The organism is Pontibacillus chungwhensis BH030062 (assembly GCF_000770675.1).
In the GTDB taxonomy this organism is placed as follows: Bacteria; Bacillota; Bacilli; order Bacillales; family BH030062; genus Pontibacillus; species Pontibacillus chungwhensis.
The window spans coordinates 16337-33098 of the sequence record NZ_AVBG01000020.1 but is presented as its reverse complement, the minus strand read 5'-3'; the positions used below and the strand labels follow the sequence as shown (position 1 = coordinate 33098).

The window sequence follows — 16762 nt, the reverse complement described above, 5'->3', positions numbered from 1 at the left end:
TTGAAAGTTTATGGTAAAATCTACATGATACACTTTAATTCTAGCTGAAGCTAACTTATGTTACTGTTAGGAGCGTTTTATATGAGTTATGTCCAACCCCCCAGTAAAAAGATCCAAGGAAGATGCTTGGTTTCCATCCCTAAAATAGCACGTTCTGAATACATGTTTTTCTCTGTGGAAAATGGGTATATTTACCTCACCCACCCTGAATGGAATCGTATTCCTATATCCTCCATTGATGAAATGGTGAACTCTTCTGCAGGGTGCTGTTTGAAAGGTTCTTTCTATCAAAAAGACCAGTTTATTGATGAAATACATATAATTATTTCAAATGACAAGGTTCGTCATACATTTATCCAAGATGTCGGCCTATTAACCGAATCAGTGCAAGGAAGATTGATAAAAGGCCCCGGGGAAAATACTGAGCAGATGGAAGTAGAGATAAAGAAGTCCGTTACATACAGTGAAACCATGTTAGAAGTGAAATCCTTGGAGACAAAGAAATCCCTTCTTGTGCTTAACACTACTAAAACACTTTATCAGAGTGGAAATATTCTTTTGGCTTTTGACTATATCGGGTCCCCCTATTACATAGTATTTAAAGGAGATTCCATCCCTTTCGATTTAAGTATGTTTGCCATTAATCAGAATATCTATTTCCATAATAGTTGCTTACTAAATGGATCTCTAGGTACTGAAAAAATGAAAAATCAGCAGGTGAGCATCTTTTTTAAGGAAGAAGAGATTCTATTTATTAAGGATTATTATGAAATCTACAAGTACTACTACGACCAGCTACACATTTGCGAACAAAGAGGATGCGAATTAACGCTTGCTGTTACATCTAATGACGGAAATGTATCCTTTATCAACGTGGCTCTTCCGCCCGAAGGAATGGATCAGATACTAAATTTAGATCATGATACAGAAACAGATCTTATTCATATCCAAAACCAACCTTATCAAGTAACAACCAAAGAGACGGGATGGGTATTTGTTCAATCGAGTAACTCCTATGATAAGATTCCCTATTCTAACATTCGAGAAATTAAGGTCCTAAGACAGCCGGACGAGAATCGTTGTTTGTTAGAAATCCATTGCTACTCTCATCAGGGTCTAGCAACAGCACCAATAAAACATACAGCCGTTACGGTCGCACCAATGGCTCTCCAACCATTAATCGGGAACAGTACAATCCAACTTGAATGTGCCGCCAATCAAGCACAAACATTGCTGAGAACCCAGTATAGACAGTGCAAGTCATCACTATTATCCAAAGCGACTCTAAATGATTTATATACGAGCTGGAGCAGGCACATAAATGACGTCTTGCTCTATAACTTTTTTGGTGATTTAGTCATCCTTCAAAGAGAAATTCATTCCATCCAAGAGAATGAGGGGCTACCTTCATCTACCAAAAGGGAACAGCTCTTACACGTTCTATATTATGGCATGACAGAATATAACCGCTCCATTGATCGGGTTTCAATAGAGTTCCCTGAGATGGTTTTCCACGAGGATAAGAGTCTCTTAAATCAAATGCCAACTGAACATTATGAGCAACTCCAGTATCGTTTATTGGCTTTAACATCCCAGTATCGCCGTCATCTAGTAGAAGTCCAATCGGCTTTGAGGCCTCTATCTTCTGCTATTATTCCAAAACCAGAGATTGATGATTACAATCCGCACAAAAAGAAAAGTTATGGGCCAGCTCTAGCCTGGGGAGGACTTGGTCTTGCCACACATGGAATAGGACTCTCCACTGGCGGATTAGGTTATGCAGCAGCTGCAATAACGGCTTATAAGACATATCAATCTAATAGAGAAAATGAAAAGAAAGAACAGCACCAAAAACTGAGCGATCAGCTTAAGACCGACTTTCACCTTCATCAAGCGCTTGATGCCTTTGATCACCTAGTAGACACAATGCTTCCTTACTATGTGTCACAGGTTAGTAAATCTTTCTATCAGACTACAAAGAACAACGGTCCCTTTATATTAAATGGAAGTATTACTGATCTCGAAACGAGGAAGCAAGTCATTTTCAATAAACTCGCTGATGCTTATGCATTGAAACACTTCCCGTTAGATCTACAGGAGGACCTCTATTTAAATGACATATTGAAGAGTCTCATGGTAACAAATCAGGAAGAGAAGCAGCCGCTTAGAAAATGGAGGAGGAATGAATGAGTATGATTAACAGAAACCCCTTCAGACCAGAAGGATGGCAACAAACAGACCCTTTTCTTGATATGAATCAAAATCATATCCCTGATCAACACGACCTATTTGAAGACGTAGATCAAAATGGCATGGCTGATGAGAGACAACTAGCTTTAGATTTGGATAAAGACGGTGTTCCAGATCACAGTGACATCACTCTAGACTTTGATGAAAACGGGATTGACGATGAATATGACGTTGGATTTGATATGGACCATGATGGAATTCAAGATACAAATGATCTGAATGTGGATTTAGATGGGAATGGAATAACCGATGGGTTGGTGTAACTTGAGATAGGTTTTCTGTCCACAACCTCAAACATTTGAATAACAAGAAGCTGTTGGAAGCGCGAGGACGGTTCTGGCGCTTCCTTCGAAGCAATTAATTCAACTAAAAAAGAAGCACAGAAACCGCCCCTATGCTTCCGCTCAATGATACCTTTTAGCCCAAGGGAGGATTCACTATATATGAGCCACAGCAAACGTATACTTTTGTCGATTGTTTTATATCTCATTCCCTTTATTCTGATCGTCTTATTTGTTCCACCAGGCATTGTTCAGTCTGGTCTAATAGGAGGAATTGTATTTTTCACTATTATGACTGTGCGCTTTATAGACAAGAATGTGTCTCAAAAAAATCAGGATCTCTTATGGTCCAACCTGACCAAGGGTGAGTCGCCGCAATACAAACTAACCCACAAATCATAAAAGACGATCTTTAGTTCCTTTAAGAGTAAAGATCGTCTTTTATGATATCACGCATAGGAAACCCGGCTAAGGTTCTAGCGTTTCATATACAATATACCTAACCAAAAAAAGCTCTTTCCTATAAGGAAAGAGCTTTTGTACGATTTATTTTTTCACAACGTTAGCTGCTTGTGGTCCACGGCTTCCTTCTTCTGTATCGAAAGAAACGGCTTGACCTTCTTCTAGAGTTTTGAAGCCTTCTTCATTAATTGCAGAGAAGTGAACGAATACATCGTCTCCACCTTCTACTTCAATAAATCCGAAACCTTTGTCTGCGTTAAACCATTTTACTGTACCGTTATTCATTTAAATTCCTCCAGTGCGCGTAGCACGAATATTACCATTCTTGCTCTACCAATTTCTTAAGATGCTTCAAATACTCATGATTATTATCCGAACAACAATTAGTTAATTACAACTTTATCATAGCATCTGGACAAACTATATGAACAATTGTGCTTATATTTATCTTTCCAGAAAGCGCGCCCGTACTTCCTCCATGTTCCATTTACTCCACATAAAAAGGCATAAATAGTTTCCCGGACAGACTCTTTCCACCCCTTGATCGAATCTCCTCAATGTATAACGTATAAGCCTCCCCTTTTTAATACCCTTCCACTGGGGATTCCACGTGAAGAACATTTTCTGAGGACAACTTCACCCTCGTATCGACTACGCTTCCCTCACTATTTTTCACATAAATATTCGTGTACTTTGGGACAATGGCGGTATTAAACTGCATCGTCCAGTTGTGGTCTGTATTTACGTTTTCTTTTGCCTTATATAACTTCCAAGCTTTCTCCTCGAGATTTACGGTTGAACTTCCGAATGGTCTCCAGCTTTCGAATCTGTGAACCGCAAAGCCATTGAAACTAGGGTAGCTTTCGTATTGAGTGGATACTTCCGCAAACACTTGGTCCATATCTTTTTGGGTGAAGCCATAAAAGGATAAATAGTCTAACTCCGTCTTCTTTGTTTCGATGGCAACTTCAACCTTGCGATTCAATTGGTCTGCATAAGCCATTTCCTTTTCGATTAGCTTATTAATCCCGTTGTTTCCTTCTGAAAAATTACGATAAGCAAGGATATCGTGACGCCATCCACTTGCTGAATTAACCACTCGCCTAAGACCCCTTTACCAAAAGATTCGTTATCATAGTTCCCCGAATCAAACCAACAGGGCTGATCTAACTCAAGAGATAGTTGAAGCTCGTTAGCTAGCAGCATAAAGTCTGCTATAATTTTTTGAAAGCGAAGGATCATTTTCTGTTGGTCGGTATCCCAACCATTACTGGCATGTGGTTCAATGTCCAAATGAAAGTCATCAAACTGTTCGGTCTTATGGGCTTCTTTTTGATACTCAATGACCCATTGCTTGAATAAAGGAAGTCGTTGGTCTCCTCTATTTAGCAATTTGGTTGATCCGCCTAACGCATAACATCGATGCCTTGTTGGCTTGCCTTCTTAATGAAAGATTTGTAGTCATGCTCAGGGACATCACGGTTCACTTGAAGATAGAGCTTTTGTACATGTTTGGCTTTTAAATCCTGAAGAACCTCATCTGGTTCGTTCATAATCATTGAAGTGTCCCACAACCATGTGCTGATAGAAGTACGGTACTCATAGGATTCTGCATTCACTTGTGCTGTCGTTCCCATAAATAAAAGAATAATGGCAAAAAACAGGATCCAGCTGCGCATCTCTCATTCCCCTTTCTCTCGTTCTACTTCTTCTTTTCATCGACATTTTTCCACCTATATATAATGAGACTAATGCTCTAGAAGGGAGCATGAAGGCGCTTCTATTGCTCTATTTGATCGAATAGACATAAAAAAAGAAGCACAGCTGTGCTCCTTTTTTCGCTCTCTCTAATAAATCTCTACCTTTCCAGAAGCGCGGGAACCATCCCAGTACTTCCTCAGGAAAAAACAATTACAACAAAAAAGATTGAGTACTAGTCCTTAAACTAACTCAAGCTTTTAAAGCTCATACTTATGTAAAGGTACACGCTGAATAATCAAACATTTACACCTATTTCTTATTTCTCCATCTATTGAACTCCAAAAATTCACGGAATTGCTCTTTAGACACTCCTGAATCTTGAGCTTCCCTTACAAGGTCCATCCAATCCTTGTCCAACTGTTCCACATCTCCGTCTTCCTCACCGTTAAGAAGAACATTTACAGACACGTCCAACACTTTAGAAACCTTTTCTAAAAATTGAATGGATGGATTTGATTGTAATTCACGCTCAATGGAGCTTAAATAGGACTTGGCCACTCCCGCTCGGTCCGCAAGTTCTGATAGAGACATATCTTTATTTATACGATATTGTTTTATGCGTTGACCTACCATGTTATCCACCCTCTTTGTGAAAAATTATAACACAACGAAAGAGAGTGTCGAAAAGAATTTCATGGCAAGATTGTAAATGAAACCATAGCAGATTGAAGAAATGGGATAGGTTGAACCAATGCTCCGGCTTCTTTTTGTAGCCTACTCTCATTCTTTTTGGTACGCTGCTTCTCATTATTTGTCTTAGAGTCCAAAAACTCTTTTACTTGTTCCCGATCAAAACCTAATTTCTTAGCTTCCCTCATAAGATTTACCCACTCTTGATCCACATAATCAGCCGTACTTTCCATTTGCTTGTCAGTCAACATAAACATTCTTCGCCCCTTCTTATCCCAGGTAGTTCAGCCATCATAGCTTGAGCGTTAGATCTGTAACTTTGCGTCCTCATCTTTCGAATAAGTTTGCCCTTTGCTGAAGAATTATTATGATTTACCCAATTCAATAGTACTATAGACAAAGTGTTAACATTGTAGGATTGTGTTGCAAACGATTACTACTTTTGTCGATTGTGTGTAACTTTAGTAAATATAGCTGCGAAAACCAGACACCAAAGGAATATTTTAGCAATAAATACATATACCTACTTCTTCATACTAACAAACCCTATATTTGGTAGTTTTATAAACTTTATTAAAGATCAGAATCATTCACAAGAACTGCCTGAACTATTAACCGATGAGTCGGGTCTTTTATAGGATGGCATGTAATTAAGGTGATAAAAGATTCTTTACCATCCTCTTCAAGAACAGAAAGATCATTAGGTAAAACAAGAAAAGTATCTATTACGTGATAACGATAGGCGCCTTTGCTCGTTGTTGCAATTAACTCATCTCCAACCCTTAATTCATCAAGGCGGTTAAACAACCTTCCGTAGGTATACCCTCGATGAGCTGCCAGGGCAACATTTCCTGCCGCACCAATTTGCGAATCCCCCATAAGTTGACCAATACCATACTCTAAATGTTCTTGAGTAGCTCCTTGAAGAATTGGGAGCTTTACGTTTATTTTTTTTATTTCCAATGTTCCAAGGACTTTATTTGAAACTACGGGATCAACAGATTGTTCAGAAGAATCTTCGATTCCCCCTACTTTAGGACCAATCTCAAGAGCACCATTCATTGTATTCACCGAATCTGCTGTATATGATAAAGATTGAGGTAAATCACGATTTTCAAATTCGTCAATAATCTTCTCTTGATGATTAGTAACCTGATAGTTTTGTAGTTTAGGATAGCTTACAAAGGCTATTCCAACGACAAAGAGGATCACCGATATCCACTTCATTTCGAATCCCCTCCATTTATACTCAAAGAAAGATGCTTCATATACCTTCATTCTCTTCTAATATAACGTGAAGTTGCATATAGAGCTAAACCAGCACAAACAAGTACTCCACCAAGCATGTAGTACATACCCGGTCCCTCTTCACCCGTTTGAGGTAACATACCTCCACCTGTTGGTATTCCATCTGTAGCATAATCCCTTTCAGCAATGAATTGGAAGATTACTTTAGTAGCCAATCCTTGAAATTCGTTCCCTGATTCCCACGGAAAAGTGACCTTTAGCTTCATTTCTTCTGATGTGGATTTCACAAGATCCCTAGCTTCCATACCGGAAAAGCTATACAAAGGGCCGTTATAGAGTTGGGTATCATCTATAGAAACTTGTAAATGGAGCTGATTGTAGAATAAATCTGAGCCTGAATCTTTATAGGAATTCATTAAATAAGAAAAATCCATAAGTCCACTATTTGACACGGTTAAAGTCTTCGTAATCGTATCTCCTGGTTTTAGATTCTTAACATCGATAAAGGTAACAGCTGGAGATAGGGAAAAATCAATCTCTTGATCAGCTTCTTCTGCGAGAGTAGAGTAATGGAAGGTTGTAGCCATAAACATCCATAGGCATATTGAGACGAGGATAATACGTTTGAAGGGAATGTGCATCATCCGAGACCTTCTTCCTGGTTTAATTTATAAAAAAGGTGGGTGCAGAACCCACCTTTTATTTCAGTTTCTATTCTTGACTACCGTTTAGGAAATTAATGTCATCACCGTCATTGAAATTAGTTCCTGCATGTTGAGTTGCTTCGAAGTGGAAGTTAATGTTCATGGAGTCCTTCATGTATGTGTTATCTGCTTCACCATTAAACGTCAAAGTTATTGTAACTGGGTCAGTATCTTTTGACGGCATAGCAGGTAAAGCACCATTTGTGGTAGAATCTGTGATATCACTGCTAGAATTATCTTTTAAATGTTTCAGAGTATTATTATAAACAACATGACCGCTTTTCCCTGTAATCTTAACGTCAATTTGGTCAGCAAATGCATGAGGGCCATTCTCCCCACCTAAGTCAGGATCACCATCTATATTTGCACCACCATCAACGAAGTCATCATAATCAGCTTTCACAAATACTTGATTGACAGATAAAGTTCCTGCGTTTTTCACACGAATTGTCTTAGTAATAGAATCCCCTGGCTTTAAATTCTTAAGGTTTGTAGTGAAAAGCTCACTTCCAAGATTAGTTGTTCCATCTTGTTGCTTAAGTTTAATGTCCAACTCACCCGCTGCAAACGTATTAGATACCGACTCAGTATCCGTAAATGCCGCATACGTTCCCCCACCTACTAGTGATAATCCAAGTGCTCCAGTCATTACGCCCATTGCTAGTTTCGCTTTCAAACTCATAATTTCTTCCTCCTCTAAAAATTAAGTAGTTTTTATTTTGAATCCTCACTTATGTAAGGAGTTTCAACGATTTTGGTTGATGAATTCTTTCGGATCAGGTTTTTCTCGAATTGCTTAATGGCATTCCAGATTAGATAACCAGAGTACATGAGTAACAGAATACCTGGCAAAATCATTAAGGCAATACTTCCAGCTCTTGAACCAGCATAGTTCATCAGATAGCCCGCATAAGGGATAGTGAAATCGGCGTATTTGCCTACGACGTTTTGTGCAAGAACAGGTTCAGTATCTGGAGCATTGTTGTTATCCCCTTTGGTTTGATAGGTAGTCGATGTTCCGACTTGTTGTACCTCAATAATGCGGTGAGTAACTAGTGACTCGTCTTTGTTCTTAAAGGTAATAACATCTCCCTTAATCAGAGATGATTTCTCTACTTCCTCTAGTGGTTTCACAGCAATGATCGATCCGGTTTGTATCTCAGGCTCCATGGAGCCAGATAGGACATTTTTTATTTGATAACCAACTACTTGAGGTTCTCCGCCAGAAGCTTTGGCTGATATCACAACAAAAGTCATAAGCACTAAAGACAGAAATAAAGCTGCATTTAGCACATTACTAAACAGTTTAAGCACTTTTTTGAACTTCACAAATTCGTCCTCCATCATTTTATTTTCCGTTAGATTCCTTTGAATTTTTGGAAGAAGTTTTTTTGGTAGCTTCTGTTACCTCTTCTTTATTTTCTAATGAGGTCTCCTGTTTCTCCTTGGGATACTTAGAAGTTGGTGTGCTCGCTTGTTCTGCTTCACCATTCGTTTCTGTCTTATCACCTTTTGTTTCCATTGTTTGTTTCTTATCTTTTGTATCCTTCTTGTCTTCTTCAGAGGTAGAAGCTTTTTGAGGTTGTTCTTTTTGTTTTGATTTTTTCTTTGTCGGCTCTTGTCCCTTTACTTGATCGTCAGCATTGTCTTTTTGGGTATCGACTTCATTTTTTGATTGCTCCCCAGAGTTACCGTCTTCTTCTGAAGAATTCTTGGGCACTGATGCGTTCTCTTTATTTTTATTATCTTCCTGAGATTTTGACTCTGATTCCTCCAGCTCCGTGAGCGATTCAGATTCAACTGAATTTGTTGTAACTGTTTCCTCAGAGGCATCCGTAAGATTTATGACAATGGTTTCACTCCAAAGCTCTCCCGTACCCGGATGACCCGTCCGCTGATAAGCTTTAAACTTATAGTTACCAGATTGAGCAGGAGTGAATTCAAGGGTTGCTTCCTCTCCGATTTTTAATGGAGATATTTCACCAGTGTATTTAATTTCACCATTTTTAGGATTTCCTTCTGGAGAATAATAGACTTCATAAGACACTGGTCCTTCCATGGAACCTGAGTCTTCTCCATTTCCAATAACTGCATAAATCATCAAAGAGGGCTCTTCCTTAGTACCTGAGTTAAGAAACTCTAATGAGCTTTTATCCCAATCACTATCATCGTCAACCTCCCACACTCCTGCTTGTATGTGAGTCCTCGCAGTCTCTACATCAATAAATGAAGCATTGGTCGGTGTGCTTACGTACATACTCGACACGAAAATGGAGCAATTTAGCACAGCAACTTGAAAGATTATAAACGTTTGTTTATGTTTGGTACCTCGATATGTTCTGGTCCTGGATTTTCGAATAAGGATCACCCTCTTCCCTAACGATATTCTTTAAAAAGAACTATCCGTTGTTCTTTTGTTCGTTTTAAAGAACTTACAAATAGAAGTATAGCTTCTCTTGTGATTATTGCAAACCTTCATATACGTCTATTTTTTCGTTATAACGAACAAATATCTTTAATTTCCTTCATTTCCCTTCATTTTCCTTAAAATTTTTGTTTTTTATAACGAACAAAAATTTACTCTAGGGACCGTTTACTTTACTTTAAATTCATTTAAGATATGCTTTAGTGTTCAAATTAACCCGGTATCCTTTACCCTCTTCCCGTTGCGGTGGGACTGTTTTTGAAATAATAAAATCTGTCAGGATCGTAATGCTTGGATTCTCTTTCTGCCCCCTTTCAATTTGACTAATATAGGACTTTGAAACATTTGCCGTTTTTGCAAGCTCTGACAGAGTGATTCCCTAAGTTTTTCTCAGTCTCCTAATCCTACCCCCATCCATCTCTTTTCCTCCTTTAAAATTTAAATCTTTGTTGTTCTTTATAAAGAACAACTTAATCCTATTGTTTTCTTATAACAATCGTTAAAAAGTATTTTTTCATAGATGTATAAAAAAAGTAAGACGCATAATCCGCGCCTTACCATCCAATCTCTTCATAATTTATAACTATATATGAGAACCACGGAAACCAACCCCGCCCCCCTTCCAAATCCTCTAATCAGAAGTTTGTTTATCAACATCTACATAGCTTGACGAAGAAGGCAGCCACAGTGCGTTAGAAGCGCGATTTTTCTTGAAGAACTCTATCAAATCACGTTCAGCCTCATCTGTAATCTCGTGTCCAGTATCAAGATACAACCCAAAAGCACCATTTGCACCTGACTCGAAATATAACCTCTTGTTGTTTTCCCATCTCGTTGGATACATTTCTTCACCCATCAATTTCTTAATTAAACGTTTCTCCTCAGGTCCGAATGTGTCTCCGTATTGATACGTATCGTTTCGGTCTTCTTCGCCCTGATACATGAAATTCGCAACACGATTGTAGGCATCAAGATTAAATGATTCACCAGTGAGCTCCTCCAAGTCTCCAACACCAATTGGATAGATCAGCTCTTCTCCTTTGTATTCCTTCATAGGAATAATTGCTGTACTATTAACTCCACCGGAAGCTACAGCTTTTACTCGGTCAGGATGTAAAGCAGCCCATCTGTTGGTAAAATTTCCTTCCGCAGAATAGCCGGATAGAAACACTTTATCAGTAGCAATTCCTTCGCCACGGTCATTTAGATAATTTATGGCATGATCAATCATAGCTTCTAATTGCAAATCGACACGGGTTAAATTTCGGAAATCCTTTACCGCCAAATCTTCCGCTTCAATTTGACGCAGGAATCGTTCATCTGATTTCATAATAGGTAACATATTCTTAAGATTCATTGTGTACCGGTCCAAGGCATGGGTATAGAAATAACCACCATTATACCCGGCCCGATACCTCGGAAAGGCTGGCATAAGAGTTGGAACCCATAATTTATCAGGTACATGTCGGGACAACATATAGCGATTTAGCTCTTCCCTCGTGCTCTTCAATGTATCTAAATAATTGTTGGTTGGACCTGTATTATTTGAAACAACCATTAGTCGCCTTGTCTCCCCCTCATTTTTTTCTTTATACCGTTCAGAGGGCAAACGGAGAAAATAAGGATAATAAAACCCTTCTGCCGGATCAGCCGGAATCATCACAACACTTCCCTCACTATCCTGAGGAAGAGCAGGGAGACCATCCGTAGCAAAATTTATATAATGTCTATCTCCAGATTTCATATAAATCTTAAGCAAGTACGAAGTATTAAGTTCTAAAGGAAGCAATCCATTCTCGGTACCAATACTCAATCCCTTACCATCGACCTTTAATGTACGCGAAAGATTCTCACCGTCTCTTGCAACGCCCATCAAATCTATATCTTCCTCTACGATAGAGTAATCACCCAATAACACAGATGGTTCAAATGCATCGATCGGACTTACCAACTCGTGATTATAGGTTTTCATGTTTCCAGATTTTGAAGTATTGTTTTCTTGCTCGATGGTGAAATCAAGGAAAACCTCTTCCTTTAAAGGAACTCCATCGATAGACTCAACTTCACTAGATACATATAAGATATAGTTCTCTCCAGAAGTGTATCCATTAGCTGGAGGACGTACTTCTAATTTATCAGGCGCTTTCATATGTAGTTCAACTTCTAATCTATCCCCGTTAAGTTTCTTCACCTTTACCGTTTCACCATTAATCGTACGTTCATCCATATCGGTACTAAAGAGAACATTCCACTTTTTACTTTCCGATACTTCAGCGCTCACCTCCGTCGGTAAAATACATATTAGCATCACCATAACTCCTAAGAACCAAATTGTTTTCATCATTAAATTCAATTCCCCCTTAATATTAGTATACACCTCCACTAACTTATGTAAGATTTTACCACAAAAGAGACGCTTTTTAATATCTCAATTCAATAGAAACTGTATAATAAGGCATCGATACTAGCTCTTTTTATAAAGAGAGGACCAGAACCGCCCTCCTGCTTCAAAGTTTTTAGACCGTAACTGAATTTACTTTACACTTACATTAAGGTTACATTGATCGTTCAGAGATTAATATTACACATAATCATAAGGCATAACGAGGAGCTTACACTTATGGTTCGTTTCATTGCTAGGCAAATGCTTGGAAGCTCCGAAGACAATACCATGTACATAGCCTGCATTCACATTGAATTAATTCTTCAATATGCTTTGTGGATTGGATCTCTAACATAAATAGCATCGAATTCAGGGGATAACTTGCTATAAAAATGTTTTTCTCAAGGGATGAGTAAGTAGGATACGCTCAACGGAGGTGTAAAAACCATTCTCTAATAATTACCCGTTCCTCCTAAGGTAGATATGACTCTAGGTCAGTCAACGCACAAAAAAAGAGCTCCCCATTAAAGGAAAGTTGTTCTCGCTTTCTATGACCAGTTCTCCAACGGCCACACGGTCGTCCGCTCTCTTTTCGTAATGGCTTTCACCGATAAGTCACGAATAACAAGACCATCAATCCGCGTGCGATGATGGTCCGTTAAATTCCCTACAATATTATTAGACCTATGTCGACTCCCGTGCTACGCAGTTAGGTAGTCTATCAAAGCCGGGCAGTTTCGTAATTTCTCCCTTGCAAGCCTGCCCCAGTTCTTGACGGCGTTCAGGGTGGTGTTCTCTTTATCAGCGATTTCTTGTAACGATTGCTCACGCAGAATGAAGCCATCGAACCATTTAATTTGGTTATCCGTTAAAACCCGACTGATCTCTTTATATACATAAGGATCGATGAGATTAAAGGATAGTTGGTCATAATACACAGCTTCTTCTTCCAAAAGAAGAGCACACTGCTCATCTTTCTCTGAAATGCGGTTGTCCTTACTCATCTTAGAGATGAGTCGATTACGTACAATAAAATAAACATAGGACGATAACTTCCCTTTGTCTTCTTGAAAAGATTGCACCGCTTCCCACAGCGCAAGGACTCCTTCCTGGTAAAACTCCCCGTAAGGATCACGAATGCGTAGTTTATGAATGATATGATGAATCATAGGTGTGAACTGCGCCATCATTCCCTCAAATTCTAAATCTTCTCTAGCCACTTGCTCCTCGTTTCCAAAAAGCGCGCTTTTTCCTTTTATTCCGCCGGTAAGAGAATCATATAACGAGATTCATTTCTCATCATTTCGACATACGTAGCGTTCCAGCGCTCAAACGTTACGTTTCCCACCCTGAAACGTCAAAAATGGACAAGGGTTCTTCTAGTTTGCATATAATTTTCAGCGTTTTCTGTATATGAAATGTAAAATTTATAGGTATTTTGACATTTATAGTTGAAATATTTGGAATTATATAACTATAATATAGGTAATGTTGAGGTGAGTGCATAAATTCCCCATGATGAAAGGCCTTCAGAATCTCTCTAGTAATTGACCTCTGGCGAATACAGATGTGAGTGACCAATGAATGACGGGAGGAGGATCGGTGTTCCTTTTTATAAACACCGTGTAATGAGTAGGCTTATAGAAAATAAAATATGGGGGAAACAGAAAAATGAATAAAAATAACGAGATTCTTACACTGGAGAAAGACATTGTGACTCCATCGACAATGGTGCTCGCACCTTACCATCATGAATGGTACCAAGCAACAATTATCGATCGCTATGCTGGAGAAATTTATTCTGAGGAAACAACGTCTAAAATCATTGAATCGTCTTGTCTGCACTGGTCAAGTGCACCAGAGGGGATTCGGAGGGCGATGAGGTTTCAGTTGGGTTTTCACAAAAAGTCACCACTTGCGATCCAACCCGAGTTGGACCTTTTCGGTTTTCCGACCATATCACCAGAGCAATTCGGATGCTATTGGATCTTTCCGCGTCACGTTTGGAAAAAAGGCGGGGACAAGAATCGTTCGTACATCATTTTCCGGAATCAGGTTCGCATGGAGTTCCCGATTTCTTATTATGTATTAAACAAACAATACCAGCGTACGTGTGAGATTTACTTTAAATACAAGATGGCCATAGCCGAGCAATAGCGACGTATTAAGGTCAGCCTCCCCCGCTTCATCCCCCTTCCTCCGAGCCAGGAAGCCGACTGTTTTCTGGCTTTCATTCTATAGAAAAAGGTGCTCGCTAGATTTTAGCGAGCACCTTCCTTATTCATGAATACACTCTATTTCACATCAAAACGATCGGCGTCCATTACTTTCACCCAAGCATCTACGAAGTCACGCACAAACTTCTCCCTGTTGTCCGCTTGGGCATACACTTCCGCATAAGAACGAAGAGTGGAATTCGAGCCGAAGACAAGGTCAACGCGTGATGCCGTACGAAGCAGATCTCCAGTCTTACGGTCGTGACCTTCGTATTCGTTGTAATCAACCGGCTCCCATTTGATGCCCATGTCTAATAGGTTTACGAAGAAGTCGTTAGAAAGTGTTCCGACGTTGTCTGTGAATACCCCGTGCTTCTTATTCCCATAGTTGGCACCGAGCACGCGCATACCGCCAACGAGTACAGTCATCTCAGGTGCAGTCAGGCCGAGTAACTGAGATTTGTCGACGAGAATCTCTTCAGGACTGAGCGTGTATTCTGCCTTCTCGTAGTTCCGGAATCCATCGGCCATCGGCTCAAGGAATTCGAAGCTTTCTTCGTCTGTCATTTCCTCTGTTGCGTCTCCGCGGCCTTGGGTGAATGGTACCTTCACCTCTACCCCAGCCTTATGTGCGGCTTTCTCCACCGCTACTGAGCCACCGAGCACGATCAAATCAGCCAGGCTTACGTTTTTATGAAAGTTCGTTTGGATGTTTTCATAGACCGATAGAACCTTCTCAAGCTTCTCAGGCTCGTTCACTTCCCAGTTACGCTGCGGAGACAGACGGATGCGTCCACCGTTTGCACCGCCACGTTTATCAGACTGGCGGTATGTGCTCGCTGCAGCCCAAGCGGTTTTGACAAGTTCACTTACCGTCAGTTCAGAGTCGAGGATTTGAGCTTTCAAGTCTTCAATCTCGGAACCTGTCAGCTTGTAATCAACCGCTGGAATAGGGTCCTGCCAGATAAATTCTTCTTTCGGCACTTCTGGTCCTAGATAGCGAGACTTCGGCCCCATGTCGCGGTGAAGCAGCTTGAACCAAGCTTTCGCAAACGCATCGGCAAACTCTTCCGGACGCTGGTGGAAGCGACGGGAAATCTCTTCGTACACCGGATCTTCGCGCAGCGCTAAGTCTGCTGTCATCATCATTGGTTCTTCTTTTCTAGAAGGATCTTCAGGGTCTGGCACCATGTGTTCTTCTTTCATATCGACCGCTTTCCACTGGTAAGCGCCAGCCGGGCTCTTCGTTAGCTCCCACTCGTAGCCGAATAAAAGGTCAAAGTAGCTCGTGTCCCATTTCGTCGGTGTTGGCGTCCACGCACCGTGTATCCCACTTGTGATCGCATCGCGGCCTTTACCGCTTCCGTGCGTACTGTTCCAGCCAAAACCTTGTTCTTCGATGTCCGCAGCTTCAGGTGAGGCACCAACATGAGCGACCGCATCCCCTGCACCGTGGGCCTTACCGAATGTGTGACCACCGGCGGTCAGGGCTACCGTTTCCTCATCGTTCATGCCCATACGACCAAACGTTTCCCTAATGTCTCTTGCACTCGCCAGAGGATCAGGGTTACCATCTGGACCTTCAGGGTTTACATAGATCAGCCCCATCTGCACGGCTGCAAGCGGCTGCTCTAGCTCACGACCTTCATTGTAACGGTCTACGTTGCCAAGCCACTCCGTTTCACTTCCCCAGTAAATGTCATGCTCGGGATGCCAAACATCCTCGCGACCTCCGCCGAAGCCGACCGTCTCAAGACCCATGTCTTCTAGCGCAACGTTACCAGCTAAAACTAGTAAGTCTGCCCAGGATAGTTTATTGCCATATTTTTGTTTAACGGGCCAAAGCAGGCGCCGCGCCTTATCTAAGTTGCCATTGTCCGGCCAGCTGTTCAATGGAGCGAAGCGCTGCTGACCTGTAGAGCCACCGCCACGGCCGTCCGCGGTACGATATGTACCAGCCGCGTGCCAAGACATGCGAATGAAAAGCGGGCCATAGTGTCCATAATCAGCAGGCCACCAATCCTGACTGTCCTTCATCACTTCTTTCAAATCTTCCTTCACTGCTTTGAAATCAAGCTTCTGGAACGCTTCACGATAGTCGAAGTCTTCCCCCATAGGGTTCGGCTTTCGGTCGTGCTGGTGAAGAATGTCCAAGTTCAGCTGATTCGGCCACCAATCCTTGTTCTTCGTACCGACCTTAACCGGAGTAATCGCACTCGTCTCCTCCTGCTTAACCTGTCCATTCCCCGAAAACGGGCACCCTTCTGCCTGGCTATGTTGCATTTCATTCTTGTCCATAGATGACGCTCCTTTCTATTTGTGAAAAAATTAAATATGTTCTTAGATTATAATTATAATAAATAAGTTCGTAGATTGAAAGCGAGAACTATTATGATGCAGTA

General features: G+C 40.7%; 18 protein-coding genes and 1 riboswitch. Of the genes, 3 read left to right on the top strand and 15 right to left on the bottom strand.

Annotated features, from left to right (window positions below; translation table 11 throughout):
• Positions 1 to 81 precede the first annotated feature (81 nt).
• Together N780_RS17920 and N780_RS17915 are read left to right on the top strand one after the other, a co-directional pair.
• The gene (locus N780_RS17920; protein ID WP_036787322.1) at positions 82 to 2190 is read left to right on the top strand and encodes a hypothetical protein; all 2109 of its coding nucleotides are present in this window, start codon (positions 82 to 84) and stop codon (positions 2188 to 2190) included.
• Positions 2187 to 2513 carry a hypothetical protein gene (locus tag N780_RS17915; protein ID WP_036787318.1) on the top strand — a complete coding sequence of 109 codons (327 nt, stop codon included), beginning with the start codon at positions 2187 to 2189 and terminating at the stop codon, positions 2511 to 2513. The genes N780_RS17920 and N780_RS17915 overlap by 4 nt, the downstream gene beginning before the upstream one ends.
• 564 nt (positions 2514 to 3077) lie before the next feature.
• On the opposite strand, the gene N780_RS17905 is transcribed toward N780_RS17915, so the two are convergent.
• The 14 genes from N780_RS17905 to N780_RS17845 all read right to left on the bottom strand — a co-directional run bounded on the left by N780_RS17905 (position 3078) and on the right by N780_RS17845 (position 13364).
• Positions 3078 to 3278, bottom strand: a complete 201-nt coding sequence (locus N780_RS17905) for a cold-shock protein (protein ID WP_026801633.1) — start codon at positions 3276 to 3278, stop codon at positions 3078 to 3080.
• Positions 3279 to 3576: 298 nt separating this feature from the next.
• Positions 3577 to 4092 (bottom strand): hypothetical protein, encoded by a 516-nt coding sequence (locus N780_RS17900; protein WP_156969231.1) that lies wholly within the window; start codon positions 4090 to 4092, stop codon positions 3577 to 3579.
• Entirely contained in the window at positions 4008 to 4385 is a 378-nt protein-coding gene (locus tag N780_RS17895) for a hypothetical protein (RefSeq protein WP_036787312.1), read from the bottom strand. Before N780_RS17895 ends, N780_RS17900 begins: the two co-directional genes overlap by 85 nt.
• Positions 4386 to 4399: 14 nt before the next feature.
• Positions 4400 to 4672 carry a hypothetical protein gene (locus N780_RS17890; protein ID WP_036787309.1) on the bottom strand — a complete coding sequence of 91 codons (273 nt, stop codon included), beginning with the start codon at positions 4670 to 4672 and terminating at the stop codon, positions 4400 to 4402.
• A 331-nt stretch (positions 4673 to 5003) separates the two neighbouring features.
• On the bottom strand, positions 5004 to 5327 hold the full coding sequence (locus N780_RS17885) for a helix-turn-helix domain-containing protein (protein WP_036787306.1): 324 nt from the start codon (positions 5325 to 5327) through the stop codon (positions 5004 to 5006).
• Positions 5328 to 5386: 59 nt separating this feature from the next.
• Complete coding sequence (locus N780_RS17880) at positions 5387 to 5641, bottom strand: anti-repressor SinI family protein (RefSeq protein ID WP_036787304.1); 255 nt, start codon at positions 5639 to 5641, stop codon at positions 5387 to 5389.
• Between the two features lie 18 nt (positions 5642 to 5659).
• Positions 5660 to 5743, bottom strand: a riboswitch (cyclic di-GMP riboswitch).
• Between the two features lie 214 nt (positions 5744 to 5957).
• The gene (locus N780_RS19350; protein ID WP_198135884.1) at positions 5958 to 6611 is read right to left on the bottom strand and encodes a class D sortase; all 654 of its coding nucleotides are present in this window, start codon (positions 6609 to 6611) and stop codon (positions 5958 to 5960) included.
• Positions 6612 to 6658: 47 nt separating this feature from the next.
• The gene (locus N780_RS17870) at positions 6659 to 7276 is read right to left on the bottom strand and encodes a TasA family protein (protein ID WP_036787302.1); all 618 of its coding nucleotides are present in this window, start codon (positions 7274 to 7276) and stop codon (positions 6659 to 6661) included.
• A 67-nt stretch (positions 7277 to 7343) separates the two neighbouring features.
• The gene (locus tag N780_RS17865; RefSeq protein ID WP_036787301.1) at positions 7344 to 8018 is read right to left on the bottom strand and encodes a TasA family protein; all 675 of its coding nucleotides are present in this window, start codon (positions 8016 to 8018) and stop codon (positions 7344 to 7346) included.
• Between the two features lie 32 nt (positions 8019 to 8050).
• The gene (gene sipW / locus N780_RS17860; protein ID WP_232299564.1) at positions 8051 to 8665 is read right to left on the bottom strand and encodes a signal peptidase I SipW; all 615 of its coding nucleotides are present in this window, start codon (positions 8663 to 8665) and stop codon (positions 8051 to 8053) included.
• A 19-nt stretch (positions 8666 to 8684) separates the two neighbouring features.
• Complete coding sequence (gene tapA / locus N780_RS17855; protein WP_036787299.1) at positions 8685 to 9704, bottom strand: amyloid fiber anchoring/assembly protein TapA; 1020 nt, start codon at positions 9702 to 9704, stop codon at positions 8685 to 8687.
• Positions 9705 to 9945: 241 nt separating this feature from the next.
• On the bottom strand, positions 9946 to 10131 hold the full coding sequence (locus tag N780_RS20380; RefSeq protein WP_369094775.1) for a helix-turn-helix domain-containing protein: 186 nt from the start codon (positions 10129 to 10131) through the stop codon (positions 9946 to 9948).
• 261 nt (positions 10132 to 10392) lie between these two features.
• Positions 10393 to 12105 (bottom strand): alpha/beta hydrolase family protein, encoded by a 1713-nt coding sequence (locus tag N780_RS17850; protein WP_036787297.1) that lies wholly within the window; start codon positions 12103 to 12105, stop codon positions 10393 to 10395.
• A 740-nt stretch (positions 12106 to 12845) separates the two neighbouring features.
• Complete coding sequence (locus N780_RS17845) at positions 12846 to 13364, bottom strand: sigma-70 family RNA polymerase sigma factor (RefSeq protein WP_052115158.1); 519 nt, start codon at positions 13362 to 13364, stop codon at positions 12846 to 12848.
• A gap of 451 nt (positions 13365 to 13815) precedes the next feature.
• Here N780_RS17845 and N780_RS17840 point away from each other — a divergent pair, with 451 nt between their 5' ends.
• Positions 13816 to 14301, top strand: a complete 486-nt coding sequence (locus tag N780_RS17840; protein WP_036787294.1) for a competence protein ComK — start codon at positions 13816 to 13818, stop codon at positions 14299 to 14301.
• A gap of 137 nt (positions 14302 to 14438) precedes the next feature.
• Here N780_RS17840 and katG read toward each other — a convergent pair whose 3' ends face one another.
• Positions 14439 to 16658: a catalase/peroxidase HPI gene (gene katG / locus N780_RS17835; RefSeq protein ID WP_036787292.1), complete on the bottom strand. Its 2220-nt coding sequence runs from the start codon at positions 16656 to 16658 to the stop codon at positions 14439 to 14441.
• Positions 16659 to 16762: the final 104 nt, after the last annotated feature.